This is a genomic window from Pseudomonas sp., from assembly GCF_041601375.1.
Classification (GTDB): domain Bacteria; phylum Pseudomonadota; class Gammaproteobacteria; order Pseudomonadales; family Pseudomonadaceae; genus Aquipseudomonas.
The window spans coordinates 1-17,020 of sequence record NZ_JBFIIG010000040.1; the positions used below are offsets into that span (position 1 = coordinate 1).

Genomic DNA, 17,020 nt, shown 5'->3' on the forward strand with positions numbered 1-17,020 from the left:
CTCGACCAGGGCGGAGAGGCCGTACCACTTGCCGCTCTGGAAGCCGACGCGGGTGCGCAGGGTCTGGGCGTTGGCGTTGTTCAGCGCGTTGTCCTGGTCGACGTGTTCGTAGCGGTAGCGCAGGTCGAGGATCGGCTTGCCTTCGCTGATCAGCGTGCTCAGCGGTTGGCTAGCGAAAGCGGCGTGACTGAAGGTGCTGCTGGCAATGGCCAGGGACAAGAGGGAGAGAGTTATCGAGCGCATGGCATGCTTCCTATATGGGCCAAAATCGCAAAAAAAACGTCACGGTTCCCGCGGCTCGAAGATGAGCGGGGTGCCGTGACGTCGTTGTCGGATGTGTGGCAGACACGCCGTTGTGCTGACCGGGGCTGGTCATAGCAGGTGGCGTGCCAGAATATGCAAGTATTTGATTTATTTAGAGTTAGTTGTTTTTTTAGAAGCTTTCGCGATTGATTCATGCACCGTGCTCGCTCGCGGTGCCTTGAGACAGTGCAGCTGTTACGCCTTTATCGTGGGCGACTGTAGCGGGCGCAAAGCGGGCGGACGCGGCAAGCTGATGTCTTATAGCCAAGAGGATTGCCCGCCATGCAACTCGACTTTCACCAGATCGACGCCTTCAGCGATCGCCCTTTCGCCGGCAACCCGGCCATGGTCTATCGCCTGGACAGCTGGCTCAGCGACGCGCTGATGCAGCAGATCGCCGCCGAACACAATCTGGCGGAAACCGCTTTTCTGGTGAGGGAGGGCGCCGCCTGGCATATCCGCTGGTTTACCCCGCTCGCCGAGGTGCCATTGTGCGGGCATGCCACCCTGGCCAGTGCCCATGTGCTGTTCGAGTTGTATGACGAGCCGGGCGCTACGATCGACTTCAGTTGCCAGTCCGGCCCTCTGCGGGTGAGTCGCGAGGCGGGCAGGCTGGTGCTGGATTTCCCGCTGCGCCGGGCCGAACCCTGTGAGTTGACCGCCCAGGTCGAGCAGGCCATGGGCATGCCAGTGCAGACGCTACTGGCACTGAACGGCCCGCAGGGCATTCAGGAACTGTTGGTGGTCCTGCAGTCGGAAGCCGCCGTGCGCGCGTTCCAGCCGAATCTGCCGGCACTGGCCGAGTTGCCGGGTTTGGGGATGCTGATCACGGCGCCAGGCGAACGGCATGACTTCGTCTCGCGCTACTTCGCCCCGGCAATCGGCATCGATGAGGACCCGGTCACCGGCTCGACCCATTGCCTGCTCACACCCTACTGGGCCGAGCGTTTGGGCAAGACCGAGCTGAGCGCCTACCAGTGCTCGGCCCGTGGCGGCGAGTTGCACTGCCGGCTGGAAGGCGAGCGAGTGAAGATCGCCGGTCAGGCGGTATTGGTGGCCAGCGGCCGCTTGTGCTTGAGCGAGGATGTTGGGCTGGGCCAGTAAACGCCGGAGCCGGCGGCATTGGTGCGCACGGCCTAGGCGGCCCCGCGCACCCTAGGTGTTGCATGCAATGCGTGAGGTTGAACAGTCAGTCAACTGGCGCTGCTGTAGCGGCGTATGCCGGAATCGCCGAGGTTGACCTGGGCGGCGATGCTGCCGGGGGCGGGGAACACCACCAGGTGATCGGCCGCCACGCGGATGCCGACGTGTTCGCCTGGGCGGTGGTCGGCATGGCTGGGGAACAGCGATTCCAACAGGCTGCCGGTGGCCAGCTGCAGGCGATACAGGGTGGCGGCGCCGAGGAAGGTCTTGCCGACGATCAGCGCCTTAAGCTCGCTGTCGGGGTCGTAGACGATGTCGTCCGGGCGCAGCAGCACGTCCACCGCGCTGCCGCTCGGCCAGGTGTAGGCGCGGTTGCCGCGAATCAGGCCGAGTTCGGTCTGCACCGAATCGGGGCTGAGCAACTGGCCGCGGATGAAGTAGCCCTGGCCGATGAAGCTGGCGACGAAGGGCGTCAGCGGCTCGTGGTAGAGGTTGTACGGGGTATCCCACTGCTGCAGCCGACCCTCGTGAAAGACGCCGACATGATCGCTGACGGCGAAGGCCTCTTCCTGGTCGTGGGTCACCAGGATGGCGCTGGTGCCGCGGGCCTTGAGGATGTCGCGGACCTCGTGACTCAGGCGTCGACGCAACTCGCCATCGAGGTTGGAGAAGGGTTCGTCGAGCAGCAGCAGGCGCGGCTCCGGGGCCAGGGCGCGGGCCAGGGCCACGCGCTGTTGCTGGCCGCCGGACAGCTCATGGGGATAGCGCTTGCTCAGGTGACTGAGTTTGACCAGCTCCAGCAACTCGCCGGTGATGCGTTGGCAGTTGGCCTGCTGGCGAATGCCGAAGGCGACGTTCTCGGCCACGCTCAGGTGCGGGAACAGCGCATAGTCCTGGAACACCATGCCGATTCGGCGCTTTTCCGGCGCCAGGGTGAAACCGGCGCGGGAGATGATCTCGTCGGCCAGCTGGATCTCGCCTTCGAGCACCGGTTCGAAGCCGGCGATGGCGCGCAGGGTGGTGGTCTTGCCACAACCTGAGGGGCCGAGCAGGCAGCCGATGTCGCCGGCATTGAGGTGCAGATTGAGGTCCTGCACGATCCGGTGTTCGTGGTAGTAGCCACAGCCCAGCTCGCGCAGGTTCAGCAGCGGTTGGCTCATGCGTGGTGGTACGCCGGCTCGACCAGAAACTCGAGCAAGGCCTTCTGTGCATGCAGGCGGTTTTCCGCTTGATCCCAGGCCGCCGAGCGCGGGTCGTCGAGCAGGTCCTGGCTGATTTCCTCGCCACGGTGCGCCGGCAGGCAGTGCAGGAACAGCACGTCTGCGGCGGCGGTATCGAGCAGGGTACGGTTGACCTGATAGGGGGCGAACAACTTGAGGCGCTCGGCGATTTCCTCTTCCTGGCCCATTGAGGCCCAGACATCGGTGCTCACCAGGTGGGCGCCCGCTACCGCCTCGCGCGGGTCGCGCAGGATCTGCACGCGATCGCCGGCAGTGGCCAGGAACTCGGCGTGCGGTTCGTAGCCCTCGGGGCAGGCGACACGCAGTTGGAAGTCGAATTGCTCGGCCGCTTCTATATAGGAGTTGCACATGTTGTTGCCATCGCCGATCCAGGCCACGGTCTTGCCTTTGATGCTGCCGCGCTGCTCGTGGAAGGTCTGCATGTCGGCCAGCAGCTGGCAGGGGTGCAGATCATCGGACAGGCCGTTGATCACCGGCACCCGCGAATTCGCGGCGAATTCGCTCAGGGTGCTGTGGGCAAAGGTGCGGATCATCACCGCGTCGAGCATGCGCGACATGACGATGGCGGCATCGCCGATCGGTTCGCCGCGGCCGAGTTGAGTGTCGCGTGGTGAGAGGAAGATCGCCTGGCCACCCAGTTGGATCATGCCCGCCTCGAACGACAGGCGGGTACGGGTCGAGGCTTTCTCGAAAATCATCCCCAGTACGCGGTTCTTCAGCGGTTCGAACAGCACCCCACGGTTGCGCAAGTCCTTCAGCTCCATGCCGCGGCGGATCAGGCTCACCAGTTCTTGCGGTGTGCAGTCCTTCAGCGAGAGAAAGTGTCTTGCGCTCATGGTTAACTACCTTTTGACAACAGGGCGCAGGTTCAAGGGCCGGATTTAACTGAGAGAACGGCAGAACCTGCGGCTGGGAGCCGCACAGTGCGACGAAACGGGGAAGGCGCGATCTTATAAGGAACGCCGGGCAGGCGCAAACTGTCCAGTCGTTCACAGTTTGAGAGGGGTCGTGTAAGCCATCGCCTAATTCCGCGTGCGAGATGCCGCAAAACCGTTATCTGTCCTTGCTCGCTGCAGACTGAGCTTCTAGGATGCCCGCGCCTTTTCGAGGTAATGCCGCACCCCCGCAAGGGGTATCCATGGAATGTAATGCAAAGGAGTTTTGCATGAAACACATCGCAACTATCGCCACGCTCTCTGCCCTCGCCCTGTTGACCGGCTGTGCCAGCCAGAACGTCAGTCAGCCGACTGCGCCGCTCAATGGTGAAGTGACTACCAATCTGAAGGCCGATGTAAAAGTGGGCGAAACCATCACGGGTCAATCGTCGGTGAACATCCTGTTCAACGTGTTCAAACTGGGTGGCGACAGCCAGTTTGCCGATGGCGTGACCTATGGTGGTAGCGAAGGTGGTTTCGCTCTGGGTCTCGACCCGGTGGCGTCCGCCAAGTCTGCAGCAGCCTACAAGGCCGTTACCACTTCGGGCGCCGACCTGATCGTCGCGCCACGCTACGACGTGCATGTCGAGGATTACTTCGTCTACAAGACCGTCAATGTGAAAGTGACAGGTAAGAAAGGCACCGTGACCGCTATCCGCTAAGCAGACCGCTGTCTGCAGCCCTGAATCGGCCGGCCTGATGCTGGTCGATTCACCAGACGAACGCTGCTGGCGCAGTCCCCCACCAGTCTCCATAGTCATGTGCGTGCCGACCATCGCGGTCGTTTTGAACAAGAATATGAGGCTAGGCCATGACCAAGACCCTCCATCACCGTGCATGCCATCTGTGCGAGGCCATCTGTGGCCTGACCATCGAAACCGAGTTGCAGGCTGACGGCTCGACCCAGATCCGTTCGATCAAGGGCGACGCCCTGGACAGCTTCAGTCGCGGTCACATCTGCCCCAAGGCCGTGGCCCTGCAGGATATCCAGAACGACCCCGATCGTTTGCGCCAGCCCATGCGCCGGATCGGCAGCGAGTGGCAGGCGATCGAATGGGGTGAAGCCTTCGCCCTGGTTGCCGAGCGCCTCGGTGATATCCAGGCGCGGCATGGCGCCAATGCCGTGGCCAGCTACCAAGGCAACCCCAGCGTGCATAACTATGGGCTGTTGACCCACAGCAACTACTTCCTCGGCCTGCTCAAGACCCGCAGCCGCTTTTCCGCCACCTCGGTGGATCAACTGCCGCATCACCTGGTCAGCCTGCAGATGTACGGCCACGGCTTCTTGCTGCCGATCTGCGATATCGACCACACCGACTTCATGCTGATCCTTGGCGGCAATCCCCTGGCCTCCAACGGCAGCATCATGACCGTGCCGGATGTGGAGAAACGCCTGAAGGCGATCAAGGCGCGCGGCGGCAAGGTGGTGGTGGTCGACCCGCGCCGCAGCGAGACCGCGGCTATCGCCGATCAGCACCTGTTCGTGCGCCCCGGCGAGGATGCCGCGTTGCTGTTCGGCCTGCTCAATACCCTGTTCGAAGAAGGCCTGACCCGCGCCAGCCACCTGCCGGTCGCCGGCCTGGACGAGGCCCGCCAAGCCATCGCCGGCTTCACCGCCGAGGCCATGAGCGCGCGTTGCGGTGTGCCGGCGGCAACCATTCGCCAGCTGGCCCGCGATTTCGCCGCCGCCGACAAGGCGGTGTGCTATGGCCGCATGGGCGTGTCCACCCAGGCCTTCGGCACCCTCTGCCATTGGCTGATCCAGTTGATCAACCTGGTCACCGGCAACCTCGACCGCGAGGGTGGAGCGCTGTGCACCGAGGCGGCCATCGACCTGACCACCTCCCGCTCCGGCACCCACTTCGACCGCTGGCGCAGCCGCGTTTCCGGGCTGCCGGAATACAGCGGCGAACTGCCGGTCGCGGCCCTGGCCGAGGAAATGCTGACGGAAGGCGAGGGGCAGATCCGCGCCCTGGTCACGGTCGCCGGCAACCCGGTGCTCTCGACCCCCAACGGCCGCCAGTTGGAGCAGGCACTGGACGGCCTGGAGTTCATGCTCAGCATCGACACCTATATCAACGAAACCACCCGTTACGCCGACCTGATCCTGCCGCCTACCGGACCGCTGGAGCATGATCACTACGACATGACCTTCAACAGCTTCGCGGTGCGCAACGTTGCCCGCTTCAACCTGCCGGTGCTGGAAAAGCCGGCCGGCACCCTGCACGACTGGGAAATCTTCGTCGGACTGGCCAAGGCCTTCGCCGGCAAGCTCGGTGTCGAACTGAAGCCGACCATGGAGCCGGCGCAGATGATCGACATGGGCCTGCGCATGGGCCGCTATGGCGACCAGTCCGAGCAGAAACTGTCCCTGGCCACGCTGCTGGAGCATCCCCATGGCATCGACCTGGGCGCGCTCAAGCCCAACCTGGCCGCGCGCTTGCGCACCCCGGATCGGCAAGTCCAAGCCGCTCCGGCCCTGCTCCTGAGCGATCTGCCGCGCTTCGCCGGGCAGCCGCTGCCTGAGGCCGATGGCCTGCTGCTGATCGGTCGCCGGCATGTGCGCAGCAACAACTCCTGGATGCACAACTATCACCGCCTGGTGAAGGGCAAGCCGCGCCATCAACTGCTGATGAATCCGGCCGATCTGGATCGGCGCGGTCTGGCCGACGGCCAGTTGGTCAGCGTACGTTCGCGGGTCGGCGCGATCGAAGTGGAAGTCGCCGCCAGCGACGAGATGATGCCCGGCGTGGTCAGCCTGCCGCACGGCTGGGGGCATGCCCGCCCCGGCGTACAATTGACCATTGCCAGCGCCCAGCCCGGCGCCAGCGCCAACGACCTGACCGACGAGCGCCAGCTCGATGCCCTGTCCGGCAACGCGGCGCTCAATGGCGTAGCGGTCGAGGTCTGCGCCGCTTGACCCTGTAGCCACTGCGCACCGCTCTGCGCGGCGGCGCTTGGGGTCGAAGGGCCTTTTGTCCACTCGCTGACATCCGGCGGGCCAAGGCCGAGCATTGCGCTCGGCTTTTCGCTACAATGCCGCCATCGTGCCGACCCGTGAGTCGGGAAGTTTAGACCTGAGGTGCCCCATGGATATCATCGAAACCATCAAAGAACAGATCGCCAACAACACCGTTCTGCTGTACATGAAAGGCTCGCCGAATGCCCCGCAGTGCGGCTTTTCCTCCAAAGCCGCGCAAGCCGTGATGGCCTGTGGCGAAAAATTCGCCTATGTCGACATCCTGCAGAACCCGGAAATTCGCGCCAATCTGCCGAAGTACGGCAACTGGCCGACCTTCCCGCAGCTTTGGGTTGGCGGCGAACTGGTCGGCGGCAGCGACATCGTCGCCGAGATGTTCGAGAAGGGTGAGCTGCAGACCCTGATCAAGAACGCCGCGCAGAAAACTGACGCCTGAGTCGGCTTTTTGTCGAAAAACCCCGCTACGGCGGGGTTTTTTCTGCGTGAGCGCATGGTCATGGCTGAGGTAAACGGGCTATGACTCAGCTGGGTGTTGCATAGGGGCGCCCGCTGTTGTGGGGGCGCCTGGTCTTTATTGGCAAATTAAGCGGTGGCCCCGCGAGCGGCCGATGCCTGTGCGTCGCGTCCTGCGGTTTATCCAGGCTATCCAGGGTAATTCGACATGCCGGTGATAACACCGCCGCAAGCATCGCCGCAGCGCCAGGCCACGGTAAGCAGGCGCCTTGAGGGGATTTGCGCTTGCAACACCTGATAACTGCTGCCGAGCCAACAAAAACGGGAGCCTCTCGGCTCCCGCTGAATTAGCGCGATAGGCTGTCAATCGTCCATCTGCGACTGCAGATAGTTCTGCAGGCCGACCTTGCCGATCAGTCCGATCTGGGTTTCCAGCCAGTCGATGTGCTCTTCTTCCGAGCAGAGAATCTCTTCCAGCAGCTCGCGGCTGGCGTAGTCGCCGATGCTCTCGCAGTAGGCGATCGCCGCCTTCAGGTCGACGTGGGCCTTGTGCTCGATCTTCAGGTCGCACTCGAGCATTTCCTGGGTGTTTTCACCGATCAGCAGTTTGCCGAGGTCTTGCACGTTCGGCAGGCCTTCGAGGAAGAGGATGCGCTTGATCAGCCTGTCCGCATGCTTCATCTCGTCGATGGATTCGTGGTACTCGTGCTCGCCGAGTTTCTTCAGGCCCCAGTCTTCGTACATCCGTGCGTGCAGGAAGTACTGGTTGATGGCGACCAACTCGTTACCGAGAACCTTGTTCAGATGCTGGATGACTTTCTTATCGCCTTTCATGGTCTGAGCTGCCTTGCTGGGAAAGTAGATGGGAAATTTTGGGCCGAGCAGTACCGTCTGTCAAACCTAAGTATTTGAAATTTCGTTAGAAATAAACGTTAAAAAGAATGATTTGCCTCCGTATCCAGAGCTTAAACGCTTGAATTACAGGCATAAAAAAACCGGACGCAGGTCCGGTTTCTTACATCGTCTGACTCAGGCCGCGACAAAATTCGCTGGATAGGCCAGGGCGGCCTGACTGCTCTGCACTTCGCTCAGGGTATCGCGAACCACTTGCTTGGCCAGACAGGCACATTTGCCGCATTGGCTGGCGACACCGAGGGTGGTGCGCACATCACGGTAACTGCAGCAACCTTCAAAGATTGCGTCGCGGATCTGGTGGTCGGTGACACCTTCGCAGAGGCAGACGTACATGGGATTAGACTCGTCGCAGTGCAGTGGTTGGTTGCGCTCGATACTAATGCTAATGAGAATGCTTGTCAAAACTCTATTCCGCGTTGGTGGCCGAAATTGAGTGAAGCGGATGAACGGTCGAGGCGGGGTGGGCCAGCCGGCCTCGCCCAGCGCTTGATCGACCACAGCTCCCTACCAGCAGGAAGAAAGGCGACAAAGGCATGCCGTAAGGCGTGGCCAAGTACCTGATCGAGTACGCCGCCAGCCTGCAAGGCGTCCTGGAGCCACAAAAAACCGGCGATATGCCGGTTTTTTGTGGCTGGGCTTGTTGTAGGAGCGGTCGCCTCGTCTTCGACGGAGCGCTGTCGCGCAGCAAACGGGAGGGAATCGTGTCTGGGCACCTTTAGGAGCGGCCGGGCGGCGTTCCGCCGGGCGGTACTCCGCTTCAGCCGCGAATTCTTCGATGCACAGCACAGCTTCGCGGCTAAAGCCGCTCCTACGGATTTGGGAGAGGTTTCAGTCGTCGAAGTCGTGCCAGCCGCCCATCTCCTTCCAGCGGTTGACGATGCCGCAGAACAGTTCGGCGGTTTTTTCGGTGTCGTAGCGCGCCGAGTGGGCTTCGCGGCCGTCGAACTCGATGCCGGCGGCCTGGCAGGCTTTGGCCAGTACGGTCTGACCGTAGGCGAGGCCGGCGAGGGTGGCGGTGTCGAAGCTGGAGAAGGGGTGGAAGGGGTTGCGCTTGATGTCGCAGCGCATCACGGCGGCATTGAGGAAGCCGAGGTCGAAGCTGCTGTTGTGCCCGACCAGGATCGCCCGCTTGCAGCCGTTGGCTTTCAGCGACTTGCGCAGGCTGCGGAAGATCTCGCTCAGCGCGTGTTCTTCGCTGACCGCCATGCGCAGCGGGTGATCGAGCTTGATCCCGGTGAAGTCCAGTGCTGCCTGTTCGATATTGGCGCCAGCGAAGGGCTCGACGCGGAAGAACAGGGTGTGCTCGGGGTAGAGGAAGCCGCCTTCATCCATGCCGATGGTGGTGGCGGCGATTTCCAGCAGGGCGTCGGTGGCGCAGTTGAAGCCGCCGGTTTCCACGTCCACCACGACCGGCAGGTAGCCGCGAAAGCGTTCCGCCATCGGATGGCGCGAGCCGCTACCGGCATTCGGGTGATCCAGCTCGGTGTCGAAGTGTTCGCCGCTCACGCGTTGTGCTCCAGCAGGCGCCAGCGCAGTTTTTCACCAGCGCGCAGCGGGATTACGGTTTGATCGCCCAGCGGCAACTCGCCAGGCACGATCCAGTCTTGACGAACCAGGGTGATGGTCTCGCTGTTGCGCGGCAGGCCGTAGAAGTCGGGGCCAAACTGGCTGGCGAAGGCCTCGAGCTTGTCCAGCGCATTGCGCTGCTCGAACGCCTCGGCATACAGCTCGAGGGCGGCAAAGGCGCTGTAGCAACCGGCACAACCGCAGGCGGCCTCCTTGGCGTGCCGGGCATGCGGCGCCGAGTCGGTGCCGAGGAAGAACTTGGCGCTACCGCTGGTGGCGGCGTCGAGCAGGGCTTCCTGGTGCACATTGCGCTTGAGAATCGGCAGGCAGTAGAAGTGCGGGCGGATGCCGCCGACCAGCATGTGGTTGCGGTTGTACAGCAGGTGGTGGGCGGTGATGGTCGCGCCGACGTTGGCCGGTGCGGCATTGACGAACTCGACCGCGTCACGGGTGGTGATGTGCTCGAACACCACCTTGAGGGTCGGGAAGCGCTCGACCACCCGGCTCAGCTGTTCGTCGATAAAGTATTTTTCGCGGTCGAAGACATCGACTTCGCTGCGCGTCACTTCCCCGTGCACCAGCAGCGGCAGGCCGATTTCGGCCATGACCTCGAGGGTCGGGAAGATCTTGTCGATGCTGGTCACGCCGGAATCGGAGTTGGTGGTGGCGCCGGCCGGGTAGAGCTTGGCGGCATGCACAAAGCCCGAGGCCTTGGCGGCGCGCACATCGGCCGGGCTGCTCAGGTCGGTGAGATAGAGCACCATCAAGGGCTCGAAACGACTGCCGGTCGGGCGGGCGGCGAGAATCCGCTGGCGGTAGGCATCGGCCTCGCTGGCATTGCGTACCGGCGGCACCAGGTTGGGCATGATGATGGCGCGGGCGAAGGTCCGGGCGGCGTCGGCGACCGTGTGCGGCAGCACGGCGCCATCGCGCAGGTGAATATGCCAGTCGTCGGGACGCAGCAAAGTGAGGCGGTCGGTCATGGAGGTTTCCAGGCGGGCATTACGTGCCGGGAATGCTACCGGAAAAGCCCTGTCAGGGCACGCCGAAAGCGGTTCGTGGGCGATGAGCTGTCGCGGTAAAAGCCAGGCGGAGCAACCGACCAAGCGGGAAACCGAGCCGGCGGGCCGGTCGCGCCGAGCCCGCTGGCGCAATCGACGGCTCAAGTTTTGCCCGGCGGCACCGATAGTCAGAGGGTAGGTGGTATTTTCTGGAGTCTTCCGTGCGCCCGCTTTCACTCGTCCTCTTGTGCCTGTTGGCCAGTCAGCCAGCGTTAGCCATCACCTTTCAGACCCGTTTGGAGAAGGTCGAGTGGGCGGTTGCCGGTGACCAGTTCGAGTGTCGCCTGAGCCAGCCGATCACCGATTTCGGCGCGGGAGTCTTCGTGCGCCGGGCTGGCGAGCAGGCGACCTTCAATCTGCAGGCGCCCGAGCGATGGCTGGGCGCCGGTTCGGCAACCCTGCTGGCGGCGGCGGCGCCCTGGCAACCGGGGCGCGGTGATATCAACCTGGGCTCGGTCAGGATCGGCGGCGGTGAGATGCCGTTCAGCAGCACTCAGGAGCAGGCCGGTCGTCTGCTCACCGGTTTGCTCGAGGGGCGTAGTCCGCTGATCCGTCATCGCTCCCGGCATGCCGGCGACAGCCTCGAAGTGCGCTTGCTTCCGGTCAGGTTCCGCCAGGCCTACAACGATTATCTGGCCTGTACGGCCAAGTTGTTACCGGTCAATTTCGAGCAGATCCGTCAGTCCCATGTTGGCTTTCCGGGCGGTGGCGTGGACCTGGCACCGCTGGCCCAGGCCAAGCTGGACAGCATCCTCAGCTATCTCAAGGCCGACCCCAGCGTCAATCGCATCGAGCTCGACGGCCATGCCGACAACAGCGGCAATCGCCTGACCAATCGCGACCTGTCGCGGCGCCGCGCCCTGGCGGTGATGGAGTACCTGAAGGCCAATGGCGTGCCGGCCGAGCAGATCACCCTGCGTTTTCATGGCGAACGTTACCCGCTGGCGCCGAATAACAGTTCAGCCAATCGCGCCAAGAACCGCCGGGTGACCGTGGCGTTGGCGCGTGTCGCCGAGCCGGCTGGAGCGCCTGAACCCCCGCTGTAGCGCTGCCTGCAATGGCGTCCTCAAGCGAGACGAGGAGGGTGGGCCGCTGCCCGGCATCGGCGCTTCGTCGTCACAGGCTGTCGTGGCGCTGTAAATCATCCTGCGTGACCAGTAGAATCACGGGTTTTCCCGAACAACCCCGTGGAGTTGATTGGCATGGCCGACGTAAACAAGGTAGTCCTGGCATATTCCGGTGGCCTGGACACCTCCGTGATCCTCAAGTGGCTGCAAGACACCTATAACTGCGAAGTGGTGACCTTCACCGCCGACCTCGGTCAGGGCGAAGAAGTCGAGCCGGCCCGCGCCAAGGCCAAGGCCATGGGCGTCAAGGAAATCTACATCGACGATCTGCGCGAAGAGTTCGTCCGCGACTTCGTCTACCCGATGTTCCGCGCCAACACCGTCTACGAAGGTGAGTACCTGCTGGGTACCTCCATCGCCCGTCCGCTGATCGCCAAGCGCCTGATCGAGATCGCTAACGAGACCGGCGCCGACGCCATCTCCCATGGCGCCACCGGCAAGGGCAACGATCAGGTGCGTTTCGAGCTGGGCGCCTACGCGCTCAAGCCCGGTGTAAAAGTCATCGCACCATGGCGCGAATGGGACCTGCTGTCGCGCGAGAAGCTGATGGACTACGCCGCCAAGCACGAGATCCCGATCGAGCGTCACGGCAAGAAGAAGTCGCCGTACTCCATGGATGCCAACCTGCTGCACATCTCTTATGAAGGCGGCGTGCTGGAAGACACCTGGACCGAGCACGAAGAAGACATGTGGAAGTGGACCGTCTCCCCCGAGGCGGCGCCGGACGCCCCGACCTATCTCGAACTGACCTACCGCGCCGGCGACATCGTCGCCATCGACGGCAAGGAAATGAGCCCGGCCACCGTATTGGCCGAGTTGAACCGCATCGGCGGCGAGAACGGCATCGGTCGCCTGGATATCGTCGAGAACCGCTTCGTCGGCATGAAGTCGCGCGGCTGCTACGAGACCCCCGGCGGCACCATCATGCTCAAGGGCCACCGCGCCATCGAGTCGATCACCCTGGACCGCGAAGTCGCTCACCTGAAAGACGAGCTGATGCCGAAATATGCCAGCCTGATCTACAACGGCTTCTGGTGGAGCCCCGAGCGTCTGATGCTGCAACAGATGATCGACGCTTCCCAGGCCAGCGTGAACGGCGTGGTACGCATGAAACTGTACAAGGGCAACGTGATCATCACCGGTCGCAAGTCCGACGATTCGTTGTTCGATGCCAATATCGCCACCTTCGAAGAAGACGGCGGCGCCTACAACCAGCAGGACGCCGCGGGCTTTATCAAGCTCAACGCACTGCGCATGCGCATCGCAGCTGGCAAGGGCCGCAAGCTGCTCTGAGTGGCGGCGCCAAGCTGCAAGTTCTAAGCTTCAAGCTCAGCAGACCCCCGGCCATAAGCCGGGGTTTGCATTTATAGGGTCGTAAAGAGGAGAACCTCGATGAGACTGTTGCACACCATGCTGCGAGTCGGCGATCTGGATAAATCCATCGCCTTCTACACCGACGTGCTGGGCATGACCCTGTTGCGGCGCAAGGACTACCCGGACGGCCAGTTCACCCTGGCCTTCGTCGGCTACGGCGACGAGGCGCACAACAGCGTGATCGAGCTGACCCATAACTGGGGCGTGGACAGCTACGAGCTAGGCACCGGCTACGGCCATATCGCCCTGGAAGTGGCGGATGTCTACAAGGCCTGTGACGACATCCGTGGCCGTGGCGGCAAGATCACCCGCGAGCCGGGGCCGATGAAGCACGGCAGCAGCATCCTGGCCTTCGTCGAAGACCCGGACGGCTACAAGATCGAGTTGCTGTCGCCGACGCGCAAGGACTGACGTTCCCTGGCTGGCACCTGCAGGTGCGGCCGATGAAAACGAAAAAGCCCCGCAGATCCGCGGGGCTTTTTCGTATCGGCTGGAGGCTTACAGGTCGAAGTCATATTCGGCCAGTTGTTTGTGCAAGCGCCGCTCTTCGAGGAAGTTGTCGATGACGCGCCGTTTGGTCAGATTGGTTTTGGCGACTTCCACAGGGGCATCGCCATCGTCCGCATCTTCTGCGACAAAGTCTTCGTCGAGCTCGAGGTCTTCTTTACCAGTGCTCATGTTTTCCACTCCCGGCTGCAAGGGCCATTTGCGCACCTTATAGCGGCAAAATCGGGTCGGGTAAAAAAGATTTTTTCAATCGATCAGGCGTCGAATTATTGAAAGCTCAATCGTCCGAGGTTTTGTGCTTGTATTCGCACAGGTCTTCGATGCGGCAACTGCCGCAGCGCGGCTTGCGCGCCTGGCACACGTAGCGGCCATGGAGGATCAGCCAGTGGTGTGAATCGAGGAGAAATTCCTTGGGCACGAACTTCAGCAACTTCTTTTCCACCTCCAGCACATTCTTGCCGGGGGCGATGCCGGTGCGGTTGCTGACCCGGAAAATATGCGTATCCACGGCCATGGTCAGCTGGCGAAAAGCGGTGTTGAGCACCACGTTGGCGGTCTTGCGACCGACCCCGGGCAAGGCCTCGAGCGCCTCGCGGGTCTGCGGCACCTGGCCGCCATGCTTTTCCACCAGGAGGCGGCAGGTCTCTATGACGTTCTTCGCCTTGCCGTTGTACAGACCGATGGTCTTGATGTACTCGGACAGACCCTCGACGCCCAGGGCATAAATCGCCTCGGGGGTGTTGGCCACCGGGAACAGCTTGGCGGTGGCCTTGTTGACCCCGACATCGGTGGCCTGGGCCGAGAGGATCACCGCGATCAGCAACTCGAAAGGCGAGCTGTAGGTCAGCTCGGTTCTGGGTTGCGGGTTGTCTTCTTGCAGGCGACGGAAGATCTCGTAGCGCTTGGCCGCGTTCACTCGATAACTCCGGTGACCCTGACCCGACGGCTTTGTCCCGGTGTTTGCGGCTGCCTGGCCTTGGCGCGTTCGGCAAGGGCTTCGTCGATGCGGTTCTTGCCGGCAATCAGCAGGCCCAGAACGATAAAGGCGCCTGGCGGCAGAATGGCCAGCAGGAAGCCTTTGTAGTCGGTGAAAAGGCTCAGCTGCCAGTCGGCTGCGATCGGGCCGAACAGCAGGTGCATGTTGGCGAACAGCGCGCCGGTGCCGAACAGCTCGCGCAGGGCGCCAATCATGACCAGCACCACGCCGAAACCGACGCCCATGACCAGGCCGTCATAGGCCGCCCGTCCCGGGTCGTTCTTCGCCGCGAAGCCGTCGGCGCGACCGAGGATCACGCAGTTGGTGGTAATCAGCGGGATGAAGATGCCGAGGATCTGGTACAGCTCGTAGGTGAAGGCCTGCATCAGCAGTTCGATGCAGGTGGTCAGGGCGGCGATGATCATCACGAAGGCCGGCAGGCGCACGGCGGTATTGACCACGCCGCGCACCAGCGACACCGCGGTGTTGGAGCAGACCAGCACTACCGCGCTGGCCAGCGCCAGGCCCAGGGCGTTGACCGTGGAGTTGCTGACGCCGAGCAACGGGCAGAGGCCGAGCAGCTGCACCAGCGCCGGGTTGTTCTTCCACAGGCCGTTAAAGGTGATATCGCGATAGCTGGGGCTGCTCATGGCGCGGTTCCTCGGTCGTCAGGGGCGCTGCTGTCGCCCTCGCTGGCCGGCAGGCCGACGGCGCTAGCGGCGGGTGCATCGCTGGCCGCAGAGCCGGACAAGGGATTATCGCTGGCAATGGCCGAGGTGCCGGCGACCAGCAGTTCGGCGCGATGCTGATCGAAATATAACAGCGCGTTATGCACTGCTTTGACCACCGCGCGCGGGGTGATGGTGGCACCGGCGAACTGATCGAACTCGCCGCGATCCTTCTTCACCGCCCAGCCGGATTCGCTTGGATCGCTCAGCGATTTGCCGACGAAGCCCTGGATCCAGTTGCTTTTGCTCAGTTCGACCTTGTCGCCCAGGCCGGGGGTTTCTCGGTGGCTGAGCACGCGCACGCCGGCCAGGCGGCCATCGGCACGAATGCCGACCATCAAGCGGATCGCGCCGCTGTACCCGTCCGGCGCGGTGGCCTGGAGGATCACCGCGCTGGGCTTGCCGTCCTTCAGGCCGATATAGGCGGTTTGCGGCAGTTTGTTGCCGAGCAGCAGGGGATCATGCACCTGGATGGTGTTGTCCAGCAGATGATTGTCGTAGCTGTCCGTCGGCAGGACTTCCTCCAGGGTGCGCATTTGCGCCTGGTGCTGGGACGCCGCGATCTGCTTGGCGGTGGCGAGTTGCACCAGCGCCACCACGCCGACCGTGACCACGGCGAAGAGGCCGAGCACCAGGCTGTTTTTCAGCATCGAACGACTGATTTCCGGGAGCATTCTCTATTCTCCCAGCCCGAAGCCGCGAGTCGGTTTGCGATGACCGTAGGTGCGCGGCCTCGTGTAGTAGTCGATGGTCGGCGCCGCCAGGTTCATCAGCAGCACGGCGAAGGCCATGGCATCCGGGTAGCCGCCCCAGGCGCGGATCACATAGAGCAGCACGCCGACTCCGGCGCCGAAAATCAGCCGGCCGAGGTTGCTGGTGGCGCCGGAGACCGGGTCGGTGACGATGAAAAAGGCGCCGAGCATGGTGGCGCCGGTGAGCAGGTGAAACAGCGGCGAGCCGTTGGAATCCGAACCCGAACCGTTCCAGAACAGCAGGCTCATGAGCGCCAGGGCGGCGAGCATACCCACGGGCGCGTGCCAGGTGAACAGGCGCTTGTAGAGCAGATAGAGGCCGCCGGCGAGAAAGGCCAGATTGACCGCCTCGACCGCGTTACCACCGAAGCGGCCAAACGCCGGGCTCTGTGCCCAGAGTTCGTCCATGGTCAGGCTTTTATTGATCTTGATGGCATCCAGTGCGGTGGCCTGGGTCCAGCCATCGGGCAGGGCGGCCAGGCCGAGAATGTGCTGCAGGCCATCGAGCAGGCCGACCGTATACGGCGCCGGCCAACTGGTCATTTCCACCGGGAAGGAGATCAGCACCACCACATAACCGAGCATCGCCGGGTTGAACGGGTTCTGCCCTAAGCCGCCGTACAGTTGCTTGCCGAAGACGATGGCGAAGCCAGTGGCGATCAGGGTCAGCCACCAGGGCGAATAGGGCGGCAGGGCCAGGGCCAGCAGCATCGCGGTGACCAGGGCGCTGTAGTCCTTGAGGAAGAAGCCCAGGGGGCGCTGGCGCAGGGCCAGGATCGCCGCCTCGAAGCCCAGGGCGCAGGCGCTGGCCCAGAGCAGGTTGATCAGGGTGCCGAAGCCGAACAGCCAGGTCAGCGCCAGGATGCCGGGCACGGTGGCCAGCAGTACCTGCAGCATCACCTGCTGGGTGCGATTGCTGCCCTTGGCGTGGGGCGATGTGATACGGGGCAGGGCCATTG

The 17,020-nt window shown here is 63.1% G+C and carries 18 protein-coding genes and 1 pseudogene; 7 read left to right on the forward strand and 12 right to left on the reverse strand.

Annotated features, from left to right (window positions below; all coding sequences use genetic code 11):
* Nucleotides 1-243 (reverse strand): annotated as a pseudogene (locus ABZE94_RS07985) (hypothetical protein); the annotation flags it as partial.
* A gap of 342 nt (nucleotides 244-585) precedes the next feature.
* Between ABZE94_RS07985 and ABZE94_RS07990 the strand changes: the two are divergent.
* Nucleotides 586-1,407, forward strand: coding sequence for a PhzF family phenazine biosynthesis protein (locus tag ABZE94_RS07990; RefSeq protein WP_372875003.1), 822 nt, complete (start codon nucleotides 586-588; stop codon nucleotides 1,405-1,407).
* A gap of 89 nt (nucleotides 1,408-1,496) precedes the next feature.
* On the opposite strand, the gene ABZE94_RS07995 is transcribed toward ABZE94_RS07990, so the two are convergent.
* Together ABZE94_RS07995 and argF are read right to left on the reverse strand one after the other, a co-directional pair.
* Nucleotides 1,497-2,606, reverse strand: coding sequence for an ABC transporter ATP-binding protein (locus tag ABZE94_RS07995; protein WP_372875004.1), 1,110 nt, complete (start codon nucleotides 2,604-2,606; stop codon nucleotides 1,497-1,499).
* Nucleotides 2,603-3,523 (reverse strand): ornithine carbamoyltransferase, encoded by a 921-nt coding sequence (argF, locus tag ABZE94_RS08000; RefSeq protein WP_372875005.1) that lies wholly within the window; start codon nucleotides 3,521-3,523, stop codon nucleotides 2,603-2,605. The genes ABZE94_RS07995 and argF overlap by 4 nt, the downstream gene beginning before the upstream one ends.
* A 329-nt stretch (nucleotides 3,524-3,852) precedes the next feature.
* Here argF and ABZE94_RS08005 point away from each other — a divergent pair, with 329 nt between their 5' ends.
* The 3 genes from ABZE94_RS08005 to grxD all read left to right on the forward strand — a co-directional run bounded on the left by ABZE94_RS08005 (nucleotide 3,853) and on the right by grxD (nucleotide 7,038).
* Nucleotides 3,853-4,284: a hypothetical protein gene (locus tag ABZE94_RS08005; protein ID WP_372875006.1), complete on the forward strand. Its 432-nt coding sequence runs from the start codon at nucleotides 3,853-3,855 to the stop codon at nucleotides 4,282-4,284.
* 149 nt (nucleotides 4,285-4,433) lie between these two features.
* A complete protein-coding gene (locus ABZE94_RS08010; protein WP_372875007.1) occupies nucleotides 4,434-6,542 on the forward strand; it encodes a molybdopterin oxidoreductase family protein in 2,109 nt (702 codons plus the stop codon).
* A 169-nt stretch (nucleotides 6,543-6,711) separates the two neighbouring features.
* On the forward strand, nucleotides 6,712-7,038 hold the full coding sequence (gene grxD, locus ABZE94_RS08015; RefSeq protein WP_372875008.1) for a Grx4 family monothiol glutaredoxin: 327 nt from the start codon (nucleotides 6,712-6,714) through the stop codon (nucleotides 7,036-7,038).
* A gap of 380 nt (nucleotides 7,039-7,418) precedes the next feature.
* Here grxD and bfr read toward each other — a convergent pair whose 3' ends face one another.
* From bfr to pyrC, 4 genes are all read right to left on the reverse strand, one after another.
* Nucleotides 7,419-7,889, reverse strand: coding sequence for a bacterioferritin (bfr, locus tag ABZE94_RS08020; RefSeq protein ID WP_372875009.1), 471 nt, complete (start codon nucleotides 7,887-7,889; stop codon nucleotides 7,419-7,421).
* Between the two features lie 195 nt (nucleotides 7,890-8,084).
* Nucleotides 8,085-8,303 carry a bacterioferritin-associated ferredoxin gene (locus tag ABZE94_RS08025; RefSeq protein ID WP_372875010.1) on the reverse strand — a complete coding sequence of 73 codons (219 nt, stop codon included), beginning with the start codon at nucleotides 8,301-8,303 and terminating at the stop codon, nucleotides 8,085-8,087.
* 495 nt (nucleotides 8,304-8,798) lie between these two features.
* Complete coding sequence (rnt, locus tag ABZE94_RS08030) at nucleotides 8,799-9,476, reverse strand: ribonuclease T (protein WP_372875011.1); 678 nt, start codon at nucleotides 9,474-9,476, stop codon at nucleotides 8,799-8,801.
* A complete protein-coding gene (pyrC, locus tag ABZE94_RS08035) occupies nucleotides 9,473-10,519 on the reverse strand; it encodes a dihydroorotase (protein ID WP_372875012.1) in 1,047 nt (348 codons plus the stop codon). Before pyrC ends, rnt begins: the two co-directional genes overlap by 4 nt.
* Before the next feature lie 239 nt (nucleotides 10,520-10,758).
* Here pyrC and ABZE94_RS08040 point away from each other — a divergent pair, with 239 nt between their 5' ends.
* From ABZE94_RS08040 to gloA, 3 genes are all read left to right on the forward strand, one after another.
* Nucleotides 10,759-11,643: an OmpA family protein gene (locus ABZE94_RS08040; RefSeq protein WP_372875013.1), complete on the forward strand. Its 885-nt coding sequence runs from the start codon at nucleotides 10,759-10,761 to the stop codon at nucleotides 11,641-11,643.
* Nucleotides 11,644-11,799: 156 nt separating this feature from the next.
* Nucleotides 11,800-13,017, forward strand: a complete 1,218-nt coding sequence (locus ABZE94_RS08045; protein ID WP_372875014.1) for an argininosuccinate synthase — start codon at nucleotides 11,800-11,802, stop codon at nucleotides 13,015-13,017.
* A 99-nt stretch (nucleotides 13,018-13,116) separates the two neighbouring features.
* Nucleotides 13,117-13,509 (forward strand): lactoylglutathione lyase, encoded by a 393-nt coding sequence (gene gloA / locus ABZE94_RS08050; protein WP_372875015.1) that lies wholly within the window; start codon nucleotides 13,117-13,119, stop codon nucleotides 13,507-13,509.
* 87 nt (nucleotides 13,510-13,596) lie between these two features.
* Here the strand turns inward: gloA and ABZE94_RS08055 are convergent, their stop codons facing one another.
* From ABZE94_RS08055 to ABZE94_RS08075, 5 genes are all read right to left on the reverse strand, one after another.
* A complete protein-coding gene (locus tag ABZE94_RS08055; protein WP_372875016.1) occupies nucleotides 13,597-13,776 on the reverse strand; it encodes a PA3496 family putative envelope integrity protein in 180 nt (59 codons plus the stop codon).
* A 106-nt stretch (nucleotides 13,777-13,882) separates the two neighbouring features.
* A complete protein-coding gene (gene nth / locus ABZE94_RS08060; protein ID WP_372875017.1) occupies nucleotides 13,883-14,521 on the reverse strand; it encodes an endonuclease III in 639 nt (212 codons plus the stop codon).
* Entirely contained in the window at nucleotides 14,518-15,231 is a 714-nt protein-coding gene (locus ABZE94_RS08065) for an electron transport complex subunit E (protein ID WP_372875018.1), read from the reverse strand. The genes nth and ABZE94_RS08065 overlap by 4 nt, the downstream gene beginning before the upstream one ends.
* The gene (rsxG, locus tag ABZE94_RS08070) at nucleotides 15,228-15,983 is read right to left on the reverse strand and encodes an electron transport complex subunit RsxG (RefSeq protein ID WP_372875019.1); all 756 of its coding nucleotides are present in this window, start codon (nucleotides 15,981-15,983) and stop codon (nucleotides 15,228-15,230) included. The genes ABZE94_RS08065 and rsxG overlap by 4 nt, the downstream gene beginning before the upstream one ends.
* Nucleotides 15,984-15,986: 3 nt before the next feature.
* Entirely contained in the window at nucleotides 15,987-17,018 is a 1,032-nt protein-coding gene (locus tag ABZE94_RS08075; RefSeq protein WP_372875020.1) for an RnfABCDGE type electron transport complex subunit D, read from the reverse strand.
* Between the last annotated feature and the right edge of the window lie 2 nt (nucleotides 17,019-17,020).

Excerpts from the sequence above, each read along its gene's own strand:
- ABZE94_RS08075 (WP_372875020.1), bottom strand. The coding sequence starts at position 17,018 with ATGGCCCTGCCCCGTATCACATCGCCCCACGCCAAGGGCAGCAATCGC.
- ABZE94_RS08045 (WP_372875014.1), top strand. The coding sequence starts at position 11,800 with ATGGCCGACGTAAACAAGGTAGTCCTGGCATATTCCGGTGGCCTGGAC.
- ABZE94_RS08055 (WP_372875016.1), bottom strand. The coding sequence starts at position 13,776 with ATGAGCACTGGTAAAGAAGACCTCGAGCTCGACGAAGACTTTGTCGCA.
- ABZE94_RS08005 (WP_372875006.1), top strand. The coding sequence starts at position 3,853 with ATGAAACACATCGCAACTATCGCCACGCTCTCTGCCCTCGCCCTGTTG.
- grxD (WP_372875008.1), top strand. The coding sequence starts at position 6,712 with ATGGATATCATCGAAACCATCAAAGAACAGATCGCCAACAACACCGTT.
- pyrC (WP_372875012.1), bottom strand. The coding sequence starts at position 10,519 with ATGACCGACCGCCTCACTTTGCTGCGTCCCGACGACTGGCATATTCAC.
- ABZE94_RS08025 (WP_372875010.1), bottom strand. The coding sequence starts at position 8,303 with ATGTACGTCTGCCTCTGCGAAGGTGTCACCGACCACCAGATCCGCGAC.
- gloA (WP_372875015.1), top strand. The coding sequence starts at position 13,117 with ATGAGACTGTTGCACACCATGCTGCGAGTCGGCGATCTGGATAAATCC.
- ABZE94_RS08065 (WP_372875018.1), bottom strand. The coding sequence starts at position 15,231 with ATGAGCAGCCCCAGCTATCGCGATATCACCTTTAACGGCCTGTGGAAG.
- bfr (WP_372875009.1), bottom strand. The coding sequence starts at position 7,889 with ATGAAAGGCGATAAGAAAGTCATCCAGCATCTGAACAAGGTTCTCGGT.
- rsxG (WP_372875019.1), bottom strand. The coding sequence starts at position 15,983 with ATGCTCCCGGAAATCAGTCGTTCGATGCTGAAAAACAGCCTGGTGCTC.
- ABZE94_RS07990 (WP_372875003.1), top strand. The coding sequence starts at position 586 with ATGCAACTCGACTTTCACCAGATCGACGCCTTCAGCGATCGCCCTTTC.
- ABZE94_RS07995 (WP_372875004.1), bottom strand. The coding sequence starts at position 2,606 with ATGAGCCAACCGCTGCTGAACCTGCGCGAGCTGGGCTGTGGCTACTAC.
- ABZE94_RS08010 (WP_372875007.1), top strand. The coding sequence starts at position 4,434 with ATGACCAAGACCCTCCATCACCGTGCATGCCATCTGTGCGAGGCCATC.
- argF (WP_372875005.1), bottom strand. The coding sequence starts at position 3,523 with ATGAGCGCAAGACACTTTCTCTCGCTGAAGGACTGCACACCGCAAGAA.